Source organism: Rhizobium sp. R86522 (assembly GCF_042466255.1).
Classification (GTDB): domain Bacteria; phylum Pseudomonadota; class Alphaproteobacteria; order Rhizobiales; family Rhizobiaceae; genus Allorhizobium.
On the sequence record NZ_JAXHBX010000001.1, the window covers coordinates 4,336,893 to 4,357,500 of the forward strand.

The following is a 20,608-nucleotide window of genomic DNA, read 5'->3' on the forward strand; positions in this document are numbered from 1 at the left end:
TCGGATCCAGACTGTCAGGAGCGAGAATGCGTCTTTTACGCCAGTTGATGTCTGACCTTCGTGGCGCGACCGCCGTCGAATACGGACTGATCGCCGCGATTATCAGCGTCGCGCTGCTTTCCGGCTACAGCGCGTTCACGGGCTCGCTGCTCAGTACCTTCAATACAGTCGAAACCCAATTCACCGAAGCCAAGAAGTAACAATCGCCGTCAGGGTTCATCTGGTCGCCGCGCTGGATCGAGCGCGTCGGCGAGGCGCATCTTTGCAGAACCGGGCTTGAGCGGTTTCTGCTGGCTCTCGTGTGGGGCCCAGCCGGAAACGAAGACGATCGAGAAGGTGGCGCGGATGCGGCCATCCGGATCGGAGAACCGTTCGGCATAGAGTTCCGCTGCCCGAAGGAAGAACTTGCGCGAGACCGGGCGACGGCTGCGTCCCAGCAGCGGATTGGCCATGCCCATGGCCTTCAGGTCTCGCATCAGCGCGAAGATGTGATCGTAGCGGACGGTGAAGCTTTCCTCATCGATGACCGGAAGTGCGAAACCCGCGCGCTGCAGAAGCGAGCCGATGTCCCTGATGTCGGCGAAGGGGATGACGCGGGGGCTTGCACCGCCATAGATCTCCGTTTCGGCCGCCAGGAGGACCTCGCGCAACTCGGAAAGCGTTCCTGAACCTGGGATGGCGGCGAGCAGCAGGCCGTCGGGTTTCAGCGCACGGCGCATCTGGATCAGCATGCCGGGGGTGTCATTGGTGAGATGCAGAGACAGCGGCGAGAGGATGAGGTTTACCGATTGCGGGTCGAGCGGCACGCTTTCGTAACTGGAGACGGCGACCGGGTTTTCGGCCTCACCGAAATTCGCATCGGTTTCGATCCGCCGCAGCGTACCGATCTTGCCGGTCGCGAGCGCAGCCCTGGCGGTGAGCCCGGTTCCGCCGAAGAGTTCCACGGCATCGTCGAAGCTGCGCTGGACGATGGCCAGGCGGTCGGCGAGTTCGCGGGCGGTCAGGTCCAGCAGGAAATCGCTGCCGGCTGCGTTGCGGGCCAGGGCACGCGCACGGTTGCGGGCGATCAGGGCTTCGTCGAAAAGCTCGTTCATGGCGGGAATCCTGGATTGGCCTCGTTCCGGCATTGGCCGAACGCCCAAGCGGGCGTAAAGTCGATGCATGTGGGCTCATTTAGTGCAGAAAAGCGCATCCGTCAGCCGGCATCATGCCGGATCGGCACTGCGCGGGCTGTTTCACCTCATCTATCCACCGGCCTGTGCCCATTGCCATGCCCGTGTCGCCAGCCATCACGCACTCTGTGCGCAATGCTGGGGCGACATGCGGCTGATCGACAAGCCCTATTGTCCGGTTCTCGGCCTGCCCTTTGCTCATGATCCGGGCGAGGGGATGGTTTCGCCGCAGGCGATCGCCCATCCGCCCGTCTTCGACCGCCTGCGTTCGGTTGCCCTCCACGAGGGGGTGGCGCGGCATCTGGTACATGATCTCAAGTATCGTGACCGGGTGGATCTGGCGCCGATGATGGCTGGCTGGATGCTGCGGGCGGCCTCGGTGGAAATTGTCGCCTGCGATGCCATCGTCTGCGTGCCGCTGCACCGGATGCGGATATTTCGGCGCATGTTCAACCAATCGGCGGAACTGGCGCGGCATGTGGCGCGGCAATCGGGCAAACCGTTTTTCGCGGAGGTTCTGGTGCGGCGCAAGCGCACGCAGCAACAGGTCGGCCTGACGGCGAACCAACGTTCGCTCAACGTGCGCGGCGCCTTCGGCGTGCCGGCAGGCCTTGAGGATCTCGTCTTCGGCAAGCGCCTAGTGCTGGTTGACGACGTCTACACGACGGGGGCGACGGTCAGTGCGGCGACAACTGCCCTGAAAAAGGCAGGCGCTCAGGATGTCACTGTTTTGACCTTTGCAAGGGCACTCGCCGGGCCTATATGAGGGGACCAATTTCCTGTCTATGCGACGCTTTCCGGCGGAGAACTTCATGGCTGACGTCACGATCTACACACGGCAATTCTGCGGCTACTGCGCCAGCGCCAAGGCGCTACTGGACAGCAAGGGCGTCGCCTATGTCGAGCATGACGCGACAGGCAAGCCGGATCTGCGTGAGGAAATGATCGCCAAGTCCGGCCGCAACACTTTCCCGCAGATCTTCATCGGTAGCCAGCATGTCGGCGGCTGCGACGACCTGCATGCGCTCGATCGGGCCGGCAAGCTCGATCCGCTTCTCACAAAGTAAGGACTGATTGGTCATGGTTTTCAAGGCTGCCGCCGTCCAGATGTGCTCCGGGATCGATCCGGAGAAGAATGCCGAAAGCATGGCACGGCTCGTGCGCGAGGCCGCCCGGCGCGGGGCGATCTATGTTCAGACGCCGGAAATGACGGGCGCGGTGCAGAAGGATCGGGCCGGTCTTGCCGCCGTGCTGCGCGACGAAGAAACCGATCTCATTGTCAAAAAGGCGTCAGAACTCGCCAAGGAGCTCGGCATCCATCTGCATGTCGGCTCCACCGCCATCAAGCTTGCAGATGGCAAGATCGCCAACCGCGCCTTCCTGTTTGGCCCCGACGGCAAGAAAATCACGTCCTACGACAAGATCCACATGTTCGACGTCGATCTCGACAATGGCGAGAGCTGGCGCGAAAGCGCGGTCTATCGTCCGGGCGAGCGGGCGGTCGTTGCCGATCTGCCCTTCGCCAAGCTCGGCTTCGGCGTTTGCTACGACGTACGCTTCCCGCATCTCTTCCGGGCGGAAGCCATGGCGGGGGCGCAGATCCTGACAACGCCGGCCGCCTTTACCAAGCAGACCGGCGAGGCGCATTGGGAGATCCTGCTTCGAGCCCGCGCGATCGAGAACGGCGCCTATGTCATCTCGGCCGCCCAGGCGGGCGTGCATGAAGACGGGCGCGAGACCTTCGGTCATTCGATGATCGTCGGCCCCTGGGGCAAGGTGCTGGCGTCTGCCGGCGGCACCGGCGAGGACGTGGTCGTTGCCGAGATTGATCTCGAGGCAGTGAAGGCCTGCCGGGCGAAGATCCCGAACCTGAAGAATGGCCGCGACTTTGCGCTCGACATCGCGCCTGTGCTTGCCAAGGGAGGCGTCACAGTTTGATCCGCTATTCGCTGTGCTGCGAGAAGGCCCACGAATTCGAAGGGTGGTTTTCGGAAAGCGCCGATTTCGACCGGCAGAAGGCTTCGGGTTACCTGACGTGCCCCGTCTGCGGATCGGCCGAGGTCGGCAAGGTGTTGATGGCACCGGCCGTCTCGACCGCCCGTCAGAAGGAGGAGACCCAGGCGCTGGCCGTCTCCGAGGTGCAGAAGCAGGCCTTCGTCAAGCTCAAGGAGGCGATCCGCGAGATCCGTGCGAGCAGCGAGGACGTCGGGGAGAAGTTTCCCGAGGAAGCCCGCAAGATCCACTATGGCGAGTCGGAGGCGCGCGGCATCATCGGCCAGGCGTCACCCGTGGAGGTCAAGTCGCTGATCGAGGAAGGCATCGAGATCGCGCCGCTGCCGGTCCTGCCTGACGACGTGAATTGACCACCGCCTTTACCGCCGACGGTGATCTCTATTTCATCAATCGAGAGCGCATCAAGCGACTGGCTGCTGACAATCTTGAGACGCAGGCCGATCGGATTTCAGCCGTCAAAGCCTTGCCCGTCTGATCGACGGCTCAGCCCTTGAAACCGTCTTGGTCGAGATAGGCCTGCTCTTCGGGCGTCGTCTTGCGGCCGAGAGCGGTATTGCGGTGAGGAAAGCGACCGAAGCGCTCGATCAGATCCAGATGCAGAAGGGCCCATTTCAGCGCTTCCGCATCACCGGTCTCGTCGCGGTGCTTCTCGAAAAGCGAGACGCTGTGGCGCTGATCTTCCATGTCTTCCGAGTGTTCGAAGGGCAGGTAGATAAAGGGACGCAGGATAGGCTCGACCTTGATGTCTAAGCCCTTGGCCAGAGCGTGGTGGGCTATCGTGCGGGCGAGCGGATCGGTCGCATAGGAATGCGCGCTGCCGCGAAAGAGATTGCGCGGGAACTGGTCGAGCAGCAGGAGAAGAGCGAGGGTGCCCTCAGGGGTCTGCTGCCAATCCGACAATTCGTTGCGCGAAGCCTGGAAATGCAGTTCGGCATAGTCCGCTTCGATTTCGGCGTCGAGCGCTTCATTGCGCGAAAACCAGGCTTCCGGACCGTGGCGCAGCCAGAAGTCGATGATCGTCTGCGGTGTCGTCATGTCGCCGATCCCGGGCGGCTCGCCAGCATCATGTAGTTGACATCGATGTCTGCCGAGAGGTTCCACTGGTTCTGCAGCGGATTGAAGAAGACGCCTTTGGTTTCGAGGATCTGCATGCCGTTTGCAGAAAGCGGCCGTTCGATTTCCTCGGGGCGGACCAGCTTTTCATACTGGTGGGTACCGCGGGGCAGCCAGCGCAGGACATATTCGGCGCCGACGATGGCAAGCGCTGCTGCTTTCAGCGTGCGATTGATGGTGGAGACGAGCATCAGGCCGCCGGGGCGGACCATGGAGGCGCAGGTCGACAGGAAGAAATCGACGTCGGCGACATGCTCGACGACTTCCATGTTGAGCACGATGTCGAAGGTCTCGCCCTGGGCGGCCAGTTCTTCCGCGGTGATCGCGCGGTAATCGACTTCCACGCCGCTCTGGGCGGAATGGGTCATGGCGATCTTGATGTTCTTCTCGGAAGCGTCAGCACCAAGAACGCTTGCGCCCATGCGGGCGACCGGTTCCGACAGGAGGCCACCGCCGCATCCGATGTCGAGGATGCGCAGGCCCTCCAGCGGGCGGGCGCTCTTCGGGTCGCGGCCGTAATGCTCGATGACCTTGTCCCTGATGTAAGCAAGGCGCACCGGATTGATCTTGTGCAGCGGCTTGAACTTGCCGGTCGGATCCCACCACTCGGCCGCCATGGCGGAAAAGCGGTCGACTTCGGACTGATCGATTGTGGTGCGGGCCTCTGCACTCATGATGGAACCTCCTGGCGCGTTTGGTCATGAAGTCGTCTCGATGACCTTTAAAGTCAAGGGTGGAGACGTCGCAGGTGGCGGAGCGACGACGGATTGGCAGGCCTCAAGCGTTCTTGCCGTCGTTCGCGCCAGGTCGTGTTGTCTTGCGGACGATCAACGGGACGTCCGTTTCTCCAGTCCGTCGAGAATGCGTTTGGCAAGGGCGGGATAGTCGCCGTCAAAGTGGTGACCGCCCTTGATGCCGATCGTCTCGATCGGGCCGCCGACGAGATCCTTGCAGGCGTCGTCGTCTTCGTCCGTTCCATACATGCATTGAACCAGGGCGGGGTCGATCCTGGCGACTTCCGTCAGGGGATCTGCCCCGCCGCTTCCGCCACTGCCCAGCCAGCCGGAGACGGACACCTCGTAATCGGCCTCGTGGGACAGCGCGAGCAGGCTCACGAGGGAGACCCGTGACTTCAGCTTGTCGGGCAGCCCGTTATAGGCGGCCGGCAGGATGTCGGCGCCAAAGGAATAGCCGATCAGCATCACATGCTTCACCTTCCAGCGCTTCTCGTAGGTGTGGATGATGGTGGCGAGATCCCCGCTGGTCTGTTCCGGGGTCTTCTTCGACCAGAAGTAACGGAGCGAATCCACGCCGACGACGGGAATGCCGGCGGCTTGCAGATTGGTGCCGACCTGGCTGTCGAGGTCGCGCCAGCCGCCATCGCCCGAAAAAATCACCGCCATTGTGTCGCGGGTCGGCGCAGCATCGAGAATGGTCAGCGGCAGGCCGAGCGGGGTTTCTGCAGCATTGGTCGCCGCGACCAGTTCATCGATCGTATCGGAAAAGGCCTTGTTCGTATCCGCATCGATGTCGCGCTGGTCGATGTCAGGATGGCTCGCCAAGAGGTCAGTGACATGGGCGCGGGCATCGGCCTTGGCAGCCGGGCTGAAGAGGACGGTCGCAGGATCGGGCAGGTCGCCCGGTGTGAGGCCATAGATCATGCGGTCACCGACGACCTTCTTCTCGGCCGGGGTGCAGAATTGTTTGGTGAGCGGGATACCGGCTTCCGGGTCGAGGGCCAGCGTCTGGCCAATGGTGGCCTTCGGGGTCTGGGCAAGGATGGCGAGCGCCAGTGCCCCGCCTTCGCCGCGGCCTGCGACAACAGGCGGCAGGAAATTCGCATTGCCTGCCTTGCGCTGCAACTGGCGTCCAAGCGCCTCGATATCGGAGACGGTGTAGATGCAATCGCCTTTGTCGGCAGACAGCGAGGCAATGTATTTCGGCGTGTCGATGCCGACGACGATCGCGCCGTTGGCCTGCAGGCGCTCGGCTTCCGTCTGGTCGGTATCCTGCCAGCCCGGCGCGTCCGACAGCAGAACGACGAGCGATTGCGGATCTCCGTCGGGCAACAGTGTGACCGGCGAGGGGATCATGCCGGTGTCGAGTGGCGGGTCTTCGGCATGGGCCAGACCGGGCACGATTGTCGGCGAGAGCAAGGCGAGGAGGGGGAGTGCGAGCAGCGTCGCGCGGAGGGAGGTCTTCATTTTTTCACCACGCCTTTCAGACCGCCGCCGATCAGAAGCGTTGCATCGAGCAGGGCCAGTACGGGATTGAGACCGCCGGCGACCGCGAGATAACGCGGCTGCCAGTCGGGATGGAACTTGGACTTGAAGGCGCGCAGGCCCTTGAAATTGTAGTAGCGTTCGCCGTGTTCATAGAAAGTGTTGGCGACGCGATCCCAGACGGGAGCCACCTCGCGGCGTGACAGGCCCGACAGTGGCGCCATGCCGAGGTTGAAGTGGCGATAGCCCTGGTCGCGGAGTGTCGTCATCAGGCGCACGAACAAGAAATCCATCGCGCCCTTCGGGGCGTCGGGGGCGAAGCGCATGAGGTCGATCGATGCCTCCTCGCGGGTGTCCGTCAGCAGAATGTCGGCGAAGGCGACGATCCGGCCCCCGTGGCGCAGGATGGCGACTGGTTGGGCTGTCATATAGGTCTCGGTAAAGGCGCCCAGCGAGAAGCCCTTTTCCTTCGCCCTGTGGTGGTCGAGCCAGGCATCGGAGATGCGGCGCAGGTCGTCGAGGATGGCAGCGACGTTTTCCGTCGGGATGATCTCGAAGGTCAGGCCGTCGCGCTCGCCCTTGGCGGCGGCCTGGCGCAGGCCCGCCCATGTGCCGCCCTTCAGGTCGAAGCGCTCGAGATCGACCACCGCCATCTCGCCGAGCTTGAAGGCCTTCATGCCGGCATCGGCGATGACAGGCAGGATGGCAGGGGAGGCCTGGTAGAAGACGGCGCGGCATCCGCTCGCACGTGCCGTTTCGACGAATTGCCAGACGAGCTCGTCACGCGAGGCTTTCGGCCCGACGGGATCGAGGAAGGCAATCAGGGACCGGCCCTGGCGGCCATACATCAGGAATGCCTCGCCATCGGGTGAGACCATCACCGACTTGTCGCCGGTGCGCACGAGATTGGCGTCGGCCACATCGTGGCGGTCGAGAATGGCGACGGCTTTCGCCAGTTCCTCCTCGCCTGCCGGGTGGATCGCCGGGGCTGCCGGGCGCATGAGGCTGAAGAGGCAGACACCCATGGCGACTACGGTGAGACCGAGCATGGCGCGAAGCGAGCGCGGCGCCTCGGCATCGAAGGCGAACTGCCACCAGAGCGCATGGCTGTATTCGACGTCACGATAGACGAAGAGGAGGACGATGACCGCGCCGCCGATCAGGACTGCAACAGCGAGCAGCCAGGAGGAGGTGAGCGCCTGGCCGAGGGATGCCCTGCGATGAAAAAGGCGGCGGCTCGGGAGGAGGCCGATGACGAGAATGGCGAGCAGGGCCGCTTCGTAGACGGCGACGGCCTTGGCGAGCGACAGGACGAGGGCGAGCAGGGCGACAAGCAGGGTGCCCCACCAGGCGCCGTCGAGGCGCTGGGCCAAGCCGCGGGCGACGACGACGAGCATCAGGCCGAGGATGCTGGCGAGGAAATGGGCGCCTTCGACCAGGGGGAGCGGCAGGAACCCCGCCAGCAGGTCGAGATTGTCGCCCGGTGTGGGCGTCACGCTCGACAGCACCAGCATGGCGCCGAGGACCAGAGCAAGTGCTGCGAGAAGCGTCGGGGCAAGGCGTCCGGCGGTCCTGGCGACACCTGTTGCGAGCGGGCTCGCCGACAACTGGCGCAGTTCGGTTGCCGTGACCACGAAGATGGCGATGATCAGCGGCAGAACATAATAGATGGCGCGGTAGGCGACGAGTGAGGCAAGCAGCGCGTCGCCCGGAACCTCTGAGCCGAGGGCGGCCAGGATCACGGCCTCGAAGACGCCAAGGCCGGCGGGCACATGGCTGACGACACCGATGCCGATGGCGACGGCATAGACGGCGAAGAAAGCAGGCCAGGAAATCTGTGCTTCTGCTGGCAGAAGGGCATAGAGCACCGACGCTGCAAAGGCGACATCAAGCATGGTCACCAGGAATTGCCGCGAGAGCGTGCCGGTATCGGGGAGGCGGAGCGTGCGGCCGGCAATCTTCAATCCGCCACGGCGGGCGATGCCGAGAAGCAGCAGGATCGCGATGAGGATGATGGTGCTGACCGTCGCAAGCGTCGTGGAGGAAATTCCCAGCAGCGGTGCGATTTCGCCGGCCATCGGCACCAGGCTGCCTGATGTCAGCAGGGCGAGGCCGAGCGAGAAGGACACAGTGACGAAGGCGATGATGCGGCCGATTTCGTCGGGCGAGAGACCGGCGCGGGAATAGGCGCGGTAGCGGATGGCACCTCCCGACAATGCGCCGAAGCCTGCGACATTGCCCACGGCATAGGCGCTGAAGGCGGTGAGCGCCACCTCCGGCCAGGGGCGCTTGCGGCCGATATGGGACAGGGCGTTCAGATCATAGAAGCAGAGGGTGACGAAGCTCAGTGCCGTGAAAAGCACGGCGAGCGCGATCGAGGAGGCACTTGTCGCCTCCAGGGAACGGATCACGTCGGCATAGGTGACCTCCTCTGTCAGCCGGTAGACGGCATAACCGACGGCGGCAAAGACGAGGAGTGCCGCGACTGCAGCGATCGACTTCGCATGTCTGTTAAAGAAGGAGGGCGGCGGGAGGTTGTCGCTGAGGGCAGGCTCGGGAAACGCGTCTAATGCTTTCATGACACCCTATCCGGTATCGATCGACCAACATGTGACGATCCAGCCTCCCAGCCCGGGCGTCGCCTCATGGTTGGCGCCCGAATTCGATCCAAATTAAGGCAGGGTTCCCGCACGCCTGTTGCGACCGAAAATCCGCGCTTTACCGTACCGTTTGGGGGGCAAGTGGCCGTTGCGCCCCGGGAACATATAGACTAAAAGCCCCGCAACCTGAGGCCTATCCGCCCAGGTCGGTGTTTTTGTGCCGGGGTTCCGGCGTCTTTCAAGGGCATATGGTTCAAGTCTATGGCTCGCATCGTCATGAAATTCGGCGGGACATCCGTCGCCAATCTGGATCGCATCTATAATGTCGCGCGCCATGTGAAACGCGAAGTGGATGCGGGTCACGAAGTGGCCGTGGTTGTCTCGGCCATGTCGGGCAAGACCAACGAGCTGGTCGACTGGGTGCAAAACATGCCCAAGGTCGCCGGTGCCGCTTCGCCCTTTTACGACGCGCGTGAATATGATGCCGTCGTCGCTTCGGGCGAACAGGTCACTGCCGGCCTGCTGGCGATTGCGCTCCAGTCGATGGATATCAATGCCCGCTCCTGGCAGGGCTGGCAGATCCCGATCAAGACCGACAACGCCCATGGTGCTGCCCGCATCCAGGAGATCGACGGCACCGAGATCATTCGCCGTATGGCCGAAGGCCAGGTGGCTGTCGTTGCCGGTTTCCAGGGTATCGGCCCTGACAACCGCATCGCGACGCTCGGCCGTGGTGGCTCTGATACGTCTGCCGTTGCGATTGCCGCCGGCGTTAAGGCCGACCGTTGCGACATCTACACCGACGTTGACGGCGTCTATACGACCGACCCGCGCATCGAGCCCAAGGCGCGTCGCCTTAAGAAGATCGCGTTCGAGGAAATGCTTGAGATGGCCTCGCTCGGCGCCAAGGTGCTGCAGGTCCGCTCCGTCGAACTCGCCATGGTGCATAAGGTCCGCACCTTTGTGCGCTCCAGCTTTGAAGATCCCGATGCGCCGGGCATGGGTGATCTGATGAACCCGCCCGGTACGTTGATTTGCGATGAGGAAGAGATCGTGGAACAGGAAGTCGTCACCGGTATTGCCTATGCCAAGGATGAAGCCCAGATTTCGCTGCGCCGTCTGGCCGACCGGCCGGGTGTCTCGGCTGCGATCTTCGGACCGCTCGCTGAATCCCACATCAATGTCGACATGATCGTCCAGAACATCTCGGAAGATGGTTCGAAGACCGACATGACCTTCACGGTGCCCTCTGGAGACGTGGACAAGGCGCTCGCCGTTCTCGGCTCCAACAAGGAGAAGATCGGTTTCGACGTCGTCCAGAGCGAGAAGGGTCTCGTGAAGGTTTCCGTCATCGGTATCGGCATGCGCAGCCATGCAGGCGTTGCCGCGACCGCCTTCCGTGCGCTGGCCGAGAAGGGCATCAACATCAAGGCGATAACGACGTCCGAGATCAAGATCTCGATCCTGATCGACGGCCCCTATGCCGAGCTTGCGGTTCGGACTTTGCATTCCTGCTACGGTCTGGATAAGAATTGATTCCTGAGAGCGGACATCCGTGACCCGACCCCTGAAAAGGTAAGGGTAACAATCCGCTGACCAATGGGAAGTGGAGCAAAATCGGGATGAGAGACCTTTCTGCGGGTCCCCGCGTCCTCCTCAAGCGGCTGCGCGAATTGATGGCGGAGCCGCTCGAGCCGCAGGAGCGACTGGATCGGATCGTTCGCCAGATCGCGAACAACATGGTCGCAGAGGTGTGCTCCGTCTATGTGCTGCGCTCCGACGGCGTTCTCGAGCTTTATGCGACCGAAGGTCTGAACAAGGACGCCGTTCACCTGGCCCAGCTGAAAATGGGTCAGGGTCTCGTCGGTACGATCGCGGCGTCTGCGCAATCTCTCAATCTTTCGGATGCCCAGGCGCATCCGGCTTTCCGGTACCTGCCGGAAACCGGCGAAGAGATCTATCACTCCTTCCTCGGGGTGCCGATCCTGCGCGCCGGGCGAAGCCTTGGCGTTCTCGTCGTACAGAACAAGGCGCAGCGGAACTATCGCGAGGACGAGCTCGAAGCGCTCGAGACGACCGCGATGGTGATTGCCGAGATGATCGCCACCGGCGAGCTCAAGAAGATTACCCGGCCCGGCCTCGAACTTGATCTGACGCGACCCGTCTCGATCGACGGCGACAGCTACTCCGAAGGCATAGGCCTCGGCTATGTCGTGCTGCATGAGCCGCGAATCGTCGTCACCAATCTGTTGAACGAAGACAGCGAGACGGAAATCCGCCGGCTGGCAACGGCCCTCGGATCGCTGCGCATTTCGATCGACGACATGCTGTCGCGGCGCGAAATCTCCATGGAAGGCGAGCATCGCGACGTGCTCGAAACCTACCGCATGTTTGCCCATGACCAGGGCTGGGTGCGGCGCATGGAAGAGGCGATCCATAACGGTCTGACGGCGGAAGCCGCGGTCGAGAAGGTGCAGAGCGACACCAAGGCGCGCATGATGCGCCTGACCGATCCCTATCTGCGCGAGCGCATGCACGACTTCGACGACCTGGCGAACCGCTTGCTGCGCCAGCTCACCGGCTTTTCGCCGCACAGTGCTGCCGAAGGCTTCCCGAACGATGCGATCGTCTTTGCGCGCGCCATGGGGGCGGCCGAGCTGCTCGATTATCCGCGTGCCAACCTGCGCGGCCTCGTGCTCGAAGAAGGAGCCGTCACCAGCCACGTCGTGATTGTTGCGCGTGCCATGGGCATTGCGGTCGTCGGCCAGGCGGCGGGTGCCGTGGCGCTTGCTGAAAACGGTGATCCCGTCATCATCGACGGTGACGACGGCAAGGTGCATGTGCGCCCGGTTGCCGATTTGCAGAAGGCTTATGAGGAAAAGGTCAAGCTCCGGGCCAAGCGGCAGGAACAGTTCCGCGCGCTGCGCGATGTCGAGCCAGTCACCAAGGACGGTCACCGGATCAAGCTGCAGATGAATGCGGGCCTTCTGGTCGATCTGCCGCAACTGGCCGATTCCGGTGCCGATGGCATCGGGCTGTTCCGCACCGAATTGCAGTTCATGATTTCCTCGACCATGCCGAAGGGCGAGGAGCAGGAGAGCTTTTACCGCAATGTGCTGAAACAGGCGGCTGGCCGTCCGGTCACCTTCCGCACGCTCGATATCGGCGGTGACAAGGTCGTTCCCTATTTCCGCTCCCAGGAAGAAGAGAATCCGGCGCTTGGCTGGCGGGCGATCCGCCTGTCGCTTGATCGGCCGGGATTGCTGCGCACCCAGTTGAGGGCGCTGCTGAAGGCTGCCTCCGGCGCCGAGCTCAAGATGATGCTGCCGATGGTGACCGAGGTCTCGGAGATCCGGGCCGTGCGCGAACTGATGCAGAAGGAGATCCAGCACATCTCCAAGTTCGGCCATCAGTTGCCGAAGAAGCTGCAGTTCGGCGCCATGCTCGAAGTGCCGGCGCTGCTCTGGCAGCTCGACGAGCTGATGGACGAAGTGGATTTCGTCTCGGTCGGATCGAACGACCTCTTCCAGTTTGCCATGGCCGTTGATCGTGGCAATGCCCGCGTGTCTGACCGTTTCGACGTGCTGGGGCGACCTTTCCTCAGAATTCTGAGGGATATTGTTCGCGCCGGCGAGCGCAACAAGACGCCGGTGACCCTTTGCGGCGAGATGGCATCGAAGCCGCTCCCGGCGATGGCCCTGCTCGGCATCGGCTTCCGCTCCATCTCGATGTCGCCGACCGCGATCGGTCCGGTCAAGGCCATGTTGCTCGGTCTCGACGTCGGTCTGCTCTCGGAGGTTTTGATGGCTGCGCTTGACGACGACACCCCGGGCGTGTCAGTGCGCGACCTGCTCCTCCGCCATGCGGAAGAGCACAACATCCCCGTCTGACTTTGAAGACTGACTTTGGCGACTGACCTGGAGTAAAGGGTGGCGAAGCTTCCTGTCGAGAAAATGCGCGAGCTCGAACGCCGGTTCGGCGAGATCGAGGCGCGAATGTCGGCGGGACCGGCAGCTGATGTCTATGTGAAGCTCGCATCGGAGTATTCCGAACTCGAGCCGGTCGTGAAGAAGATCCGCGAATACCAGTCTGCGATCGACGAGGCCGACGGCTTGCGCGCCATGCTGTCCGACAAGGCGACGGACCGGGAGATGCGCGATCTTGCCGAGATGGAATTGCCCGAGGTCGAAAGCCGGATTGAGGCGCTTGAGGGCGAGATGCAGATCCTGCTTCTGCCGAAGGATGCCGCCGACGAGAAGAGCGCGATCCTGGAAATTCGTGCCGGAACCGGCGGGTCCGAGGCGGCACTCTTTGCCGGTGACCTGTTCCGGATGTACGAGCGCTTTGCCTCGACGAAAGGCTGGAAAGTCGAAGTGCTTTCCGCCAGCGAAGGGGAAGCTGGCGGCTACAAGGAAATCATCGCAACGATCAGCGGTCGGGGCGTGTTCTCCAAGCTGAAGTTCGAATCCGGCGTTCACCGCGTGCAGCGCGTGCCGGAAACAGAAGCGAGCGGGCGCATTCATACGTCTGCGGCAACCGTTGCCGTTCTGCCGGAAGCGGAAGATATCGACATCGAGATCCGGCCGGAAGACATCCGCATCGATACGATGCGCGCTTCGGGGGCCGGCGGCCAGCATGTCAACACGACAGACTCGGCCGTGCGTATCACCCATCTGCCGACCGGCCTGATCGTGACGTCGTCAGAGAAATCGCAGCACCAGAACCGCGCCAAGGCCATGCAGGTGCTGCGTTCCCGGCTTTACGATATTGAGCGACAGAAGCTCGACAGCGAGCGATCGGCAAACCGCAAGAGCCAGGTCGGTTCGGGCGACCGTTCGGAACGTATCCGGACCTATAACTTCCCGCAGGGGCGCGTGACCGACCACCGGATCAACCTGACGCTCTACAAGCTCGACCGGATGATCGAAGGTGATCTCGATGAAATGCTCGATGCGCTGATTTCCGATTATCAGGCCGGGCAGCTTGCGCAGCTGGGCGAAAACCAGTGACGGGGGCCGCGCCAACAGCACGGTTGCTGATGGCGGACGCCCGGCGTCGTTTTGAGGCAGTCGGATTGGACGATGCTGCAACCGATGCGCGGGTGCTCGTCTGCGGCCTTCTCAAGCTTAGCCCGACGGCCCTGTTGCTCGAGGGTGAGAAGCCGGTTTCGCCGGAAGGCGTGGCACAGGTGGAGGCGGCCGTGCTTCGGCGTCTGGCCCGCGAGCCGGTCCATCGCATCCTTGGTCGGCGTGACTTTTACGGGCTCGATCTCGCGCTTTCATCCGGGACGCTCGAACCCCGACCGGATACGGAAATCCTGGTTGACGTGATCCTGCCACATCTCAAGTCCATGGTCATGCAAGGTCGCAAGCCGAAACTTGTCGATCTTGGAACGGGAACCGGAGCGATCGCGCTTGCGTTGCTTCACGAATGCCCCGAGGCCGAGGCCATGGGGATCGATATCTCCGAAGACGCCTTGAAGACAGCTGCTGACAATGCCGAGCGCAACGGGCTGGGGTCGCGTTTTGTCACGCGGTCGGGACCGTGGTTCGACAAGACAGCCGAACGGTTCGACATCATCGTTTCCAATCCACCCTATATCCGCAGCGATGTGGTCAAGGGACTGGAACCGGAAGTGACCAAGTTCGATCCGATGGTAGCGCTGGATGGTGGTCCGGACGGGCTCGACGCCTATCGGGCGATTGCCCAGAGTGCTGCGAGCCACCTCGAAGACCAGGGGCTCATCGGCCTGGAGATCGGTTTCGACCAGCGTCGAGACGTTACGCAAATATTTGAATTGGCGGGTTTTTTGCTTGTCGAAGAGCACCGTGACTACGGCCACAATGACCGTGTCCTGGTGTTTGCGAAGAGGCTTGATTAGCGCATTTGCTGCGGCTGCTAAGGATAATTTCGGGAAACATAGAAAAAGGCTTGGTTTTCCGAATGAAGCGTAATAGCTTGCGGGCACGCAACGGGCGGCGGGGAAAGAACGAAGATTCGTTCGCGACTGGGCCGGCTTCGAAAAAGTTCGCTGTCGAACTCCGCGAAGCACGACTGGACCGATGCGTACTCAGTAAACTCGACTTTCACCAGCGGCGAGCAAGGCGAGAGCGCGGTCTGTTGGCGGCGCGTGGAGACTTGGTCCGGTTCAATAAGAGCCCATGGCGTTGCCCTTTATCAGCACAACAAAGACATTCAGGTGAAGCATCTATGAGGCCAGGACAGCAAAACAAGCGTGGTCGGGGGCGTAACAACAATGGCGGCGGCGGTGGCGGCGGCGGTGGAAACAACAATTTCAACCGCAAGGGCCAAAACCCGCTGACCCGGACCTATGACAGCTCCGGCCCCGATGTGAAGATCCGCGGCACCGCCCAGCACATCGCCGAAAAATATTCCACGCTCGCTCGCGATGCCCAGAGCGCCGGCGACCGCGTCATGGCGGAAAACTACCTGCAGCACGCCGAGCACTATAACCGCATCATTGCGGCCGCTCAGTCGCAGATGCAGGAACGCTTCCAGCGTGACGACCGCGATGGCGGCGACGACCGTCAGGATTACAACGAACGGGACGGCGAGGATTTCGACGGCTCGGAAGACAATGCCGCCCAGGCTAGCGAGCGTCCGCAGCAGCAGGCACCGCAGCCGCAGCAACAGAACCGTCAGCAGCACGAGCGCCGCCAGCGGGAGCCGCGCGAGCCGCAGGCCCAGCCGCAGCCGCAGGCGGAGATCGCCGGTACGGGTCCGCAGCCGGTCATCGAAGACATGCCGGCGGAAGCCGCAGCCGCTGCTGCCGAGAGCCAGGCGGAAGCCGGGGCCGAGCGCCAGCCGCGCCGTCGCAATGCCGGCAACCGTCCGCGTCGCCAGCCGCGCCGCAGCGCTGCCGGTGATGAAGGCGGTGAAGGTGCTGAAGGTGGCGAAGGTGGAAACGGCGAAGGCGGCGAAGCACCCGCTCTTGCCGAAGCCGCTTCGGAATGAGCTTTTCGAGCTCGATTTGACGATTGCAAAACTCCGGGCTCAGACCCGGAGTTTTTCGTTTATCTGCCTCTTTAAAGGGCAAAATCCCGCTCCCATATCTCGGTCAGGGGAGCGGTTTTCGCTCCGGGGTCCGCCGCTTCCGGGGACCTCATCCACACCAACCGACCTGTGCCGATTGCGGGCAGGGCGGGGAAACGGAGAGTGACTATGAATATCGAGAAATATTCCGAACGCGTGCGCGGATTTCTGCAATCGGCGCAGACCCATGCCCTGTCGGAAGGGCACCAGCAGTTCACACCCGAACACGTGTTGAAGGTTCTGCTCGATGATGAGCAGGGCATGGCCTCCTCGCTGATCAGCCGTGCGAGCGGTGATGCCAAGGCCGTGCGGATCGCCAATGATGCCGCACTTGCCAAGCTGCCCAAAGTGTCCGGGGGCAATGGCCAGGTCTATCTGGCGCAGCCACTTGCCAAGGTGTTTTCGACCGCCGAAGACGCGGCCAAGAAAGCTGGCGACAGCTTCGTCACCGTCGAGCGTCTTCTGCTGGCGCTTGCGATCGAGTCTTCCGCTTCGACTTCGGCTTCGCTGAAGAAGGGCGGCGTGACCGCCAATGCGCTGAACCAGGTGATCAACGAGGTCCGCAAGGGCCGCACGGCCGATGGTGCGAATGCCGAGGCCGGCTTCGACGCCTTGAAGAAATATGCGCGGGATCTCACGGCTGAAGCGCGCGAAGGCAGGCTCGATCCGGTCATCGGTCGCGATGACGAGATCCGGCGCACGATCCAGGTTCTGTCGCGTCGCACGAAGAACAATCCCGTTCTGATCGGTGAACCCGGCGTCGGCAAGACGGCGATCGCCGAGGGTCTGGCACTGCGCATCATCAATGGCGACGTGCCGGAGAGCCTGAAGGACAAGAAGCTCATGGCGCTCGACATGGGTGCCTTGATTGCCGGTGCCAAGTATCGCGGCGAATTCGAAGAGCGTCTCAAGGCGGTGCTGAACGAGGTGCAGGCCGAGAACGGCGAGATCATCCTTTTCATCGACGAGATGCATACGCTTGTCGGTGCCGGCAAGGCCGACGGTGCCATGGATGCGTCCAACCTGTTGAAGCCGGCGCTTGCGCGCGGTGAACTCCACTGCGTCGGCGCGACCACGCTCGACGAATACCGCAAGCATGTCGAAAAGGATCCGGCGCTCGCCCGGCGCTTCCAGCCTGTTATGGTCGAGGAGCCGACGGTCGAGGATACGATCTCGATCCTGCGCGGCCTCAAGGAGAAGTACGAGCAGCACCACAAGGTGCGGATCTCCGATTCCGCTCTGGTTGCTGCCGCGACGCTGTCCAACCGCTACATCACCGACCGCTTCCTGCCCGACAAGGCGATCGACCTGATGGACGAGGCCGCATCGCGGCTCCGGATGCAGGTGGATTCCAAGCCCGAAGAGCTCGACGAACTCGATCGCCGCATCATTCAGCTGAAGATCGAGCGCGAAGCGCTGAAAAAGGAAACCGATGCGGCGTCCGCCGACCGGCTAACGCGTCTTGAAACCGAGCTCACTTCGCTCGAGGAAGAGGCGGATGCGCTGACGGCCCGCTGGCAGGCGGAAAAGCAGAAGCTCGGCCTCGCCGCCGATCTCAAGCGTCAACTGGACGAAACCCGCAACGAGCTTGCGATTGCTCAGCGCCAGGGTGAATTCCAGCGCGCCGGCGAACTCGCCTATGGCGTGATCCCGAAGCTCGAAAAAGAGCTGGTGGATGCGGAGGCGCAGGATGGTTCGGCCGCCGGCAATATGGTGCAGGAGGTGGTTAACCCCGACGGCATCGCCCATGTCGTATCCCGCTGGACCGGTATCCCCGTCGACAAGATGCTGGAAGGCGAGCGCGACAAGCTGCTCAGAATGGAGGACGACCTGGCGAAATCGGTCGTCGGCCAGGGGGATGCGGTGCAAGCCGTGTCGCGGGCGGTTCGCCGTGCGCGTGCCGGCCTGCAGGATCCGAACCGGCCGATCGGCTCGTTCATCTTCCTCGGCCCCACTGGCGTCGGCAAGACCGAGCTCACCAAGTCGCTTGCACGCTTCCTGTTCGATGACGAGACAGCCATGGTCCGGCTCGACATGTCGGAATACATGGAGAAGCATTCGGTCGCCCGGCTGATCGGGGCGCCTCCCGGCTATGTCGGCTATGAGGAAGGTGGCGCGCTCACCGAAGCGATCCGTCGCAAGCCCTATCAGGTCGTGCTATTCGACGAGATCGAGAAGGCGCATCCTGATGTGTTCAACGTTCTCCTGCAGGTGCTCGACGACGGGCGCCTGACGGACGGGCAGGGCCGAACGGTCGATTTCAAGAACACGATCATCATCATGACCTCGAACCTCGGGGCCGATTATCTGACGAGCCTCGGCGAGGACCAGGATGTCGACCAGGTGCGCGATCAGGTGATGGATGTGGTCAAGGCCTCGTTCCGACCGGAATTCCTCAACCGTGTCGATGAGATCATCCTCTTCCACCGGCTGCGCCGGACGGAGATGGGTGCGATCGTCGACATCCAGATGACGCGGCTGCTCTCGCTGCTTTCGGAACGCAAGATCCGCATCGATCTCGCCCCGGACGCGCGCGCCTGGCTGGCCGACAAGGGTTACGACCCGGTCTATGGCGCCCGTCCGCTGAAGCGGGTGATCCAGAAATACCTGCAGGACCCGCTCGCCGAGCAGATCCTGTCCGGTCAGGTGCTGGACGGATCCGATGTCACGATCGAGGCGGGCAGCGATCGGCTGTTGATCTCGCCCAAGGCTTCGGTGAGCGCTGCGGCTTAAGCCAAATCGCTTCGTCTGCACAAAACCAAAACGGCGGTCCTTGCGGGCCGCCGTTTTCCGTTTGTCTGACGCGCGGACGGTTCAATTCACCGGCTTGCGACCTGGGCAGGGCGCCCACCTGTTTGCAGCAGGGTGTCGATACGCTGACGCTCCTGCTGGAAGGCGGCAAGTGCCGGACCCTCGAGCGCCTTGCCACCCGGCAGACGGACCTTCATCGCGTCGACCTTCGTGCCGTTGACGATCAGTTCGTAATGCAGGTGGGAGCCGGTCGATGCGCCGGTCGAGCCGACGAAGCCGATCACCTGGCCCTGATTGACCTTGGCGCCGGGCACGATGCCCTTGGCGATGCCGCTCTGGTGATTGTAGGAGGTGACATAACCATTGGCATGGCGGATCAGCGTCTGATTGCCGTAGCCCGAGGCCCAGCCGGCTTTCTCGACGACGCCATTGCCGGCGGAAATGATCGGTGTGCCGCGCGGGGCTGCCCAGTCGACGCCGGTATGCATGCGCGAATACCCGAGGATCGGATGTCGGCGCATGCCGAAGCCGGAGGTGAAGCGGCCGTTGGGCACCGGATTTCTCAACAGGAACTGGCGGATCGATTTGCCGTTTTCGTCGAAATAATCGAGCGAGCCGTCTTCGGGATCCTGGAAGCGGTAGAACTGGGTGATCGAGTCGCCGAAGCGGGCGCGTACATAGAGGAGCTCGCTATCCTCCGTCGCTCGGCCTTCATCATCGGTCACGGAGAAGACTGCTTCGAGCATGTCGGTCGGCTTCAACTGTGCCTGGAAATCGACATTGGCGGCCAGAAGCCGGATGACCTGTGCGGTCAGATCCTGGTTCATCCCGTAGGACAAGGCGGCGCGGTAGATGCCGTCATAGACGCGCGGCAGATCGCGGCCGGACATCAGCGCAGGCTGTGAGGTCTCGAAGGCACCGGCCACGGCGTCGAGTTCCGGCGGTTCGGCACCCTCGACGAGACGGCCGACGTCATTGACGGCCATCGTCACGATATGATCGGCCCGGTGGTAGAGCGAAAAACGCACGAGGCGTACCTCATCGCCACGCTGCAAGAGCCCGACGCGGATCACGTCACCCTCGACGAGCTCGGTCTCTTTCATGAAGGGCGCCAATGCCCTGCCGACATCCTCGGCCTTTGTTTCGGGATAGCCGGCGGCCTGCATCAGCGCCGCCACGGATTGCGGCTGTCGGACCGGCAGGATGTCGTCGGCATATTCCGGGGTCATCGGCGTGATGATTTCCGGTTCGGCGACGCTCATGTTCTCTTCGACGATACGTGCGGTCACCCCGACGGAGAGATCGAGCCCGGTGTCCTCCGCATCGAAGCGGCGCGGGTCGATGTAATAGAGCGCTGCGACCTGGGTGTTGCCATCGGTCAGAACGGAACCGTTCGAGCGGACATTTTCTTCGACTTCGTCGAAGGTCATTTCGCCGGCCAGCGGTTTATCTGGAACGGTCGGGAATGGGGTCGACTTCAGGATGACCTCGGATTCGACATCCGAGCCATACAGCGAGCCTGCCCGATTGGCGACAGGCGGGGTTGTGTCATCGGTGGCGAAGATCGCAAGCGGATCGAAGCGCGGATAGCGCTCCTGAACGGCGTAGTCAGCGGCGAGCACCATCTTCACATGCGCGAAGGGCAGCTTGCGGACAACCTCGCGCTCGCCATCCTTGAAAACTG

The 20,608-nt window shown here is 62.6% G+C and carries 18 protein-coding genes (1 of these 18 running past the window's edge); 12 read left to right on the top strand and 6 right to left on the bottom strand.

The window, feature by feature from the left end; all coding sequences use genetic code 11:
- Nucleotides 1–26: 26 nt before the first annotated feature.
- Nucleotides 27–200 carry a Flp family type IVb pilin gene (locus tag SJY08_RS20975; RefSeq protein WP_054149942.1) on the top strand — a complete coding sequence of 58 codons (174 nt, stop codon included), beginning with the start codon at nucleotides 27–29 and terminating at the stop codon, nucleotides 198–200.
- 9 nt (nucleotides 201–209) lie between these two features.
- On the opposite strand, the gene SJY08_RS20980 is transcribed toward SJY08_RS20975, so the two are convergent.
- Entirely contained in the window at nucleotides 210–1,094 is an 885-nt protein-coding gene (locus tag SJY08_RS20980; protein ID WP_054149943.1) for a methyltransferase domain-containing protein, read from the bottom strand.
- Nucleotides 1,095–1,161: 67 nt separating this feature from the next.
- On the opposite strand from SJY08_RS20980, the gene SJY08_RS20985 reads away from it, so the two are divergent.
- From SJY08_RS20985 to SJY08_RS21005, 5 genes are read left to right on the top strand one after another with little or no spacing between them, the layout of a single operon-like run.
- Entirely contained in the window at nucleotides 1,162–1,938 is a 777-nt protein-coding gene (locus SJY08_RS20985) for a ComF family protein (protein ID WP_377278051.1), read from the top strand.
- A gap of 46 nt (nucleotides 1,939–1,984) precedes the next feature.
- Nucleotides 1,985–2,239 (top strand): glutaredoxin 3, encoded by a 255-nt coding sequence (gene grxC / locus SJY08_RS20990; protein WP_054149966.1) that lies wholly within the window; start codon nucleotides 1,985–1,987, stop codon nucleotides 2,237–2,239.
- A gap of 13 nt (nucleotides 2,240–2,252) precedes the next feature.
- Nucleotides 2,253–3,110, top strand: coding sequence for a carbon-nitrogen hydrolase family protein (locus tag SJY08_RS20995; protein WP_069042948.1), 858 nt, complete (start codon nucleotides 2,253–2,255; stop codon nucleotides 3,108–3,110).
- The gene (locus tag SJY08_RS21000) at nucleotides 3,107–3,535 is read left to right on the top strand and encodes a DUF1178 family protein (protein WP_377278054.1); all 429 of its coding nucleotides are present in this window, start codon (nucleotides 3,107–3,109) and stop codon (nucleotides 3,533–3,535) included. The genes SJY08_RS20995 and SJY08_RS21000 overlap by 4 nt, the downstream gene beginning before the upstream one ends.
- Nucleotides 3,532–3,660, top strand: coding sequence for a hypothetical protein (locus SJY08_RS21005; RefSeq protein ID WP_377278056.1), 129 nt, complete (start codon nucleotides 3,532–3,534; stop codon nucleotides 3,658–3,660). The genes SJY08_RS21000 and SJY08_RS21005 overlap by 4 nt, the downstream gene beginning before the upstream one ends.
- 8 nt (nucleotides 3,661–3,668) lie before the next feature.
- Here SJY08_RS21005 and SJY08_RS21010 read toward each other — a convergent pair whose 3' ends face one another.
- The 4 genes from SJY08_RS21010 to mprF form a co-directional block, all read right to left on the bottom strand.
- Entirely contained in the window at nucleotides 3,669–4,220 is a 552-nt protein-coding gene (locus SJY08_RS21010; protein ID WP_377278058.1) for a DUF924 family protein, read from the bottom strand.
- On the bottom strand, nucleotides 4,217–4,972 hold the full coding sequence (ubiG, locus tag SJY08_RS21015) for a bifunctional 2-polyprenyl-6-hydroxyphenol methylase/3-demethylubiquinol 3-O-methyltransferase UbiG (protein ID WP_377278060.1): 756 nt from the start codon (nucleotides 4,970–4,972) through the stop codon (nucleotides 4,217–4,219). Before ubiG ends, SJY08_RS21010 begins: the two co-directional genes overlap by 4 nt.
- 153 nt (nucleotides 4,973–5,125) lie before the next feature.
- Entirely contained in the window at nucleotides 5,126–6,502 is a 1,377-nt protein-coding gene (locus SJY08_RS21020) for a virulence factor family protein (RefSeq protein WP_377278062.1), read from the bottom strand.
- A complete protein-coding gene (mprF, locus tag SJY08_RS21025; protein ID WP_377278064.1) occupies nucleotides 6,499–9,099 on the bottom strand; it encodes a bifunctional lysylphosphatidylglycerol flippase/synthetase MprF in 2,601 nt (866 codons plus the stop codon). Before mprF ends, SJY08_RS21020 begins: the two co-directional genes overlap by 4 nt.
- A 282-nt stretch (nucleotides 9,100–9,381) precedes the next feature.
- On the opposite strand from mprF, the gene SJY08_RS21030 reads away from it, so the two are divergent.
- From SJY08_RS21030 to clpB, 6 genes are all read left to right on the top strand, one after another.
- Nucleotides 9,382–10,656, top strand: coding sequence for an aspartate kinase (locus SJY08_RS21030; protein WP_069042953.1), 1,275 nt, complete (start codon nucleotides 9,382–9,384; stop codon nucleotides 10,654–10,656).
- A gap of 86 nt (nucleotides 10,657–10,742) precedes the next feature.
- Nucleotides 10,743–13,010: a phosphoenolpyruvate--protein phosphotransferase gene (gene ptsP, locus SJY08_RS21035; protein WP_054149951.1), complete on the top strand. Its 2,268-nt coding sequence runs from the start codon at nucleotides 10,743–10,745 to the stop codon at nucleotides 13,008–13,010.
- 39 nt (nucleotides 13,011–13,049) lie between these two features.
- Nucleotides 13,050–14,129, top strand: coding sequence for a peptide chain release factor 1 (gene prfA / locus SJY08_RS21040; RefSeq protein ID WP_054149952.1), 1,080 nt, complete (start codon nucleotides 13,050–13,052; stop codon nucleotides 14,127–14,129).
- A gap of 29 nt (nucleotides 14,130–14,158) precedes the next feature.
- Nucleotides 14,159–15,001, top strand: coding sequence for a peptide chain release factor N(5)-glutamine methyltransferase (prmC, locus tag SJY08_RS21045; protein ID WP_377278067.1), 843 nt, complete (start codon nucleotides 14,159–14,161; stop codon nucleotides 14,999–15,001).
- A 329-nt stretch (nucleotides 15,002–15,330) separates the two neighbouring features.
- The gene (locus SJY08_RS21050) at nucleotides 15,331–16,095 is read left to right on the top strand and encodes a DUF4167 domain-containing protein (protein WP_153763132.1); all 765 of its coding nucleotides are present in this window, start codon (nucleotides 15,331–15,333) and stop codon (nucleotides 16,093–16,095) included.
- 207 nt (nucleotides 16,096–16,302) lie between these two features.
- The gene (gene clpB / locus SJY08_RS21055) at nucleotides 16,303–18,906 is read left to right on the top strand and encodes an ATP-dependent chaperone ClpB (RefSeq protein WP_377278069.1); all 2,604 of its coding nucleotides are present in this window, start codon (nucleotides 16,303–16,305) and stop codon (nucleotides 18,904–18,906) included.
- Between the two features lie 86 nt (nucleotides 18,907–18,992).
- On the opposite strand, the gene SJY08_RS21060 is transcribed toward clpB, so the two are convergent.
- On the bottom strand, nucleotides 18,993–20,608 hold the 3' portion of the coding sequence (locus SJY08_RS21060; protein ID WP_377278071.1) for a M23 family metallopeptidase. The gene runs 328 nt beyond the window's last position; the window shows 1,616 of its 1,944 coding nt (coding positions 329–1,944); its start codon lies beyond the right edge, outside the window — the gene reads right to left on this strand; the stop codon is at nucleotides 18,993–18,995.

What these genes read in the sequence shown, in the direction of transcription:
- SJY08_RS20975 (WP_054149942.1), top strand. Translation starts at nt 27, where the DNA reads ATGCGTCTTTTACGCCAGTTGATGTCTGACCTTCGTGGCGCGACCGCC.
- SJY08_RS20985 (WP_377278051.1), top strand. Translation starts at nt 1,162, where the DNA reads ATGTGGGCTCATTTAGTGCAGAAAAGCGCATCCGTCAGCCGGCATCAT.
- SJY08_RS20995 (WP_069042948.1), top strand. Translation starts at nt 2,253, where the DNA reads ATGGTTTTCAAGGCTGCCGCCGTCCAGATGTGCTCCGGGATCGATCCG.
- SJY08_RS21030 (WP_069042953.1), top strand. Translation starts at nt 9,382, where the DNA reads ATGGCTCGCATCGTCATGAAATTCGGCGGGACATCCGTCGCCAATCTG.
- prmC (WP_377278067.1), top strand. Translation starts at nt 14,159, where the DNA reads ATGGCGGACGCCCGGCGTCGTTTTGAGGCAGTCGGATTGGACGATGCT.
- SJY08_RS21020 (WP_377278062.1), bottom strand. Translation starts at nt 6,502, where the DNA reads ATGAAGACCTCCCTCCGCGCGACGCTGCTCGCACTCCCCCTCCTCGCC.
- SJY08_RS21010 (WP_377278058.1), bottom strand. Translation starts at nt 4,220, where the DNA reads ATGACGACACCGCAGACGATCATCGACTTCTGGCTGCGCCACGGTCCG.
- mprF (WP_377278064.1), bottom strand. Translation starts at nt 9,099, where the DNA reads ATGAAAGCATTAGACGCGTTTCCCGAGCCTGCCCTCAGCGACAACCTC.
- clpB (WP_377278069.1), top strand. Translation starts at nt 16,303, where the DNA reads ATGAATATCGAGAAATATTCCGAACGCGTGCGCGGATTTCTGCAATCG.
- ptsP (WP_054149951.1), top strand. Translation starts at nt 10,743, where the DNA reads ATGAGAGACCTTTCTGCGGGTCCCCGCGTCCTCCTCAAGCGGCTGCGC.
- SJY08_RS20980 (WP_054149943.1), bottom strand. Translation starts at nt 1,094, where the DNA reads ATGAACGAGCTTTTCGACGAAGCCCTGATCGCCCGCAACCGTGCGCGT.
- ubiG (WP_377278060.1), bottom strand. Translation starts at nt 4,972, where the DNA reads ATGAGTGCAGAGGCCCGCACCACAATCGATCAGTCCGAAGTCGACCGC.
- grxC (WP_054149966.1), top strand. Translation starts at nt 1,985, where the DNA reads ATGGCTGACGTCACGATCTACACACGGCAATTCTGCGGCTACTGCGCC.
- SJY08_RS21050 (WP_153763132.1), top strand. Translation starts at nt 15,331, where the DNA reads ATGAGGCCAGGACAGCAAAACAAGCGTGGTCGGGGGCGTAACAACAAT.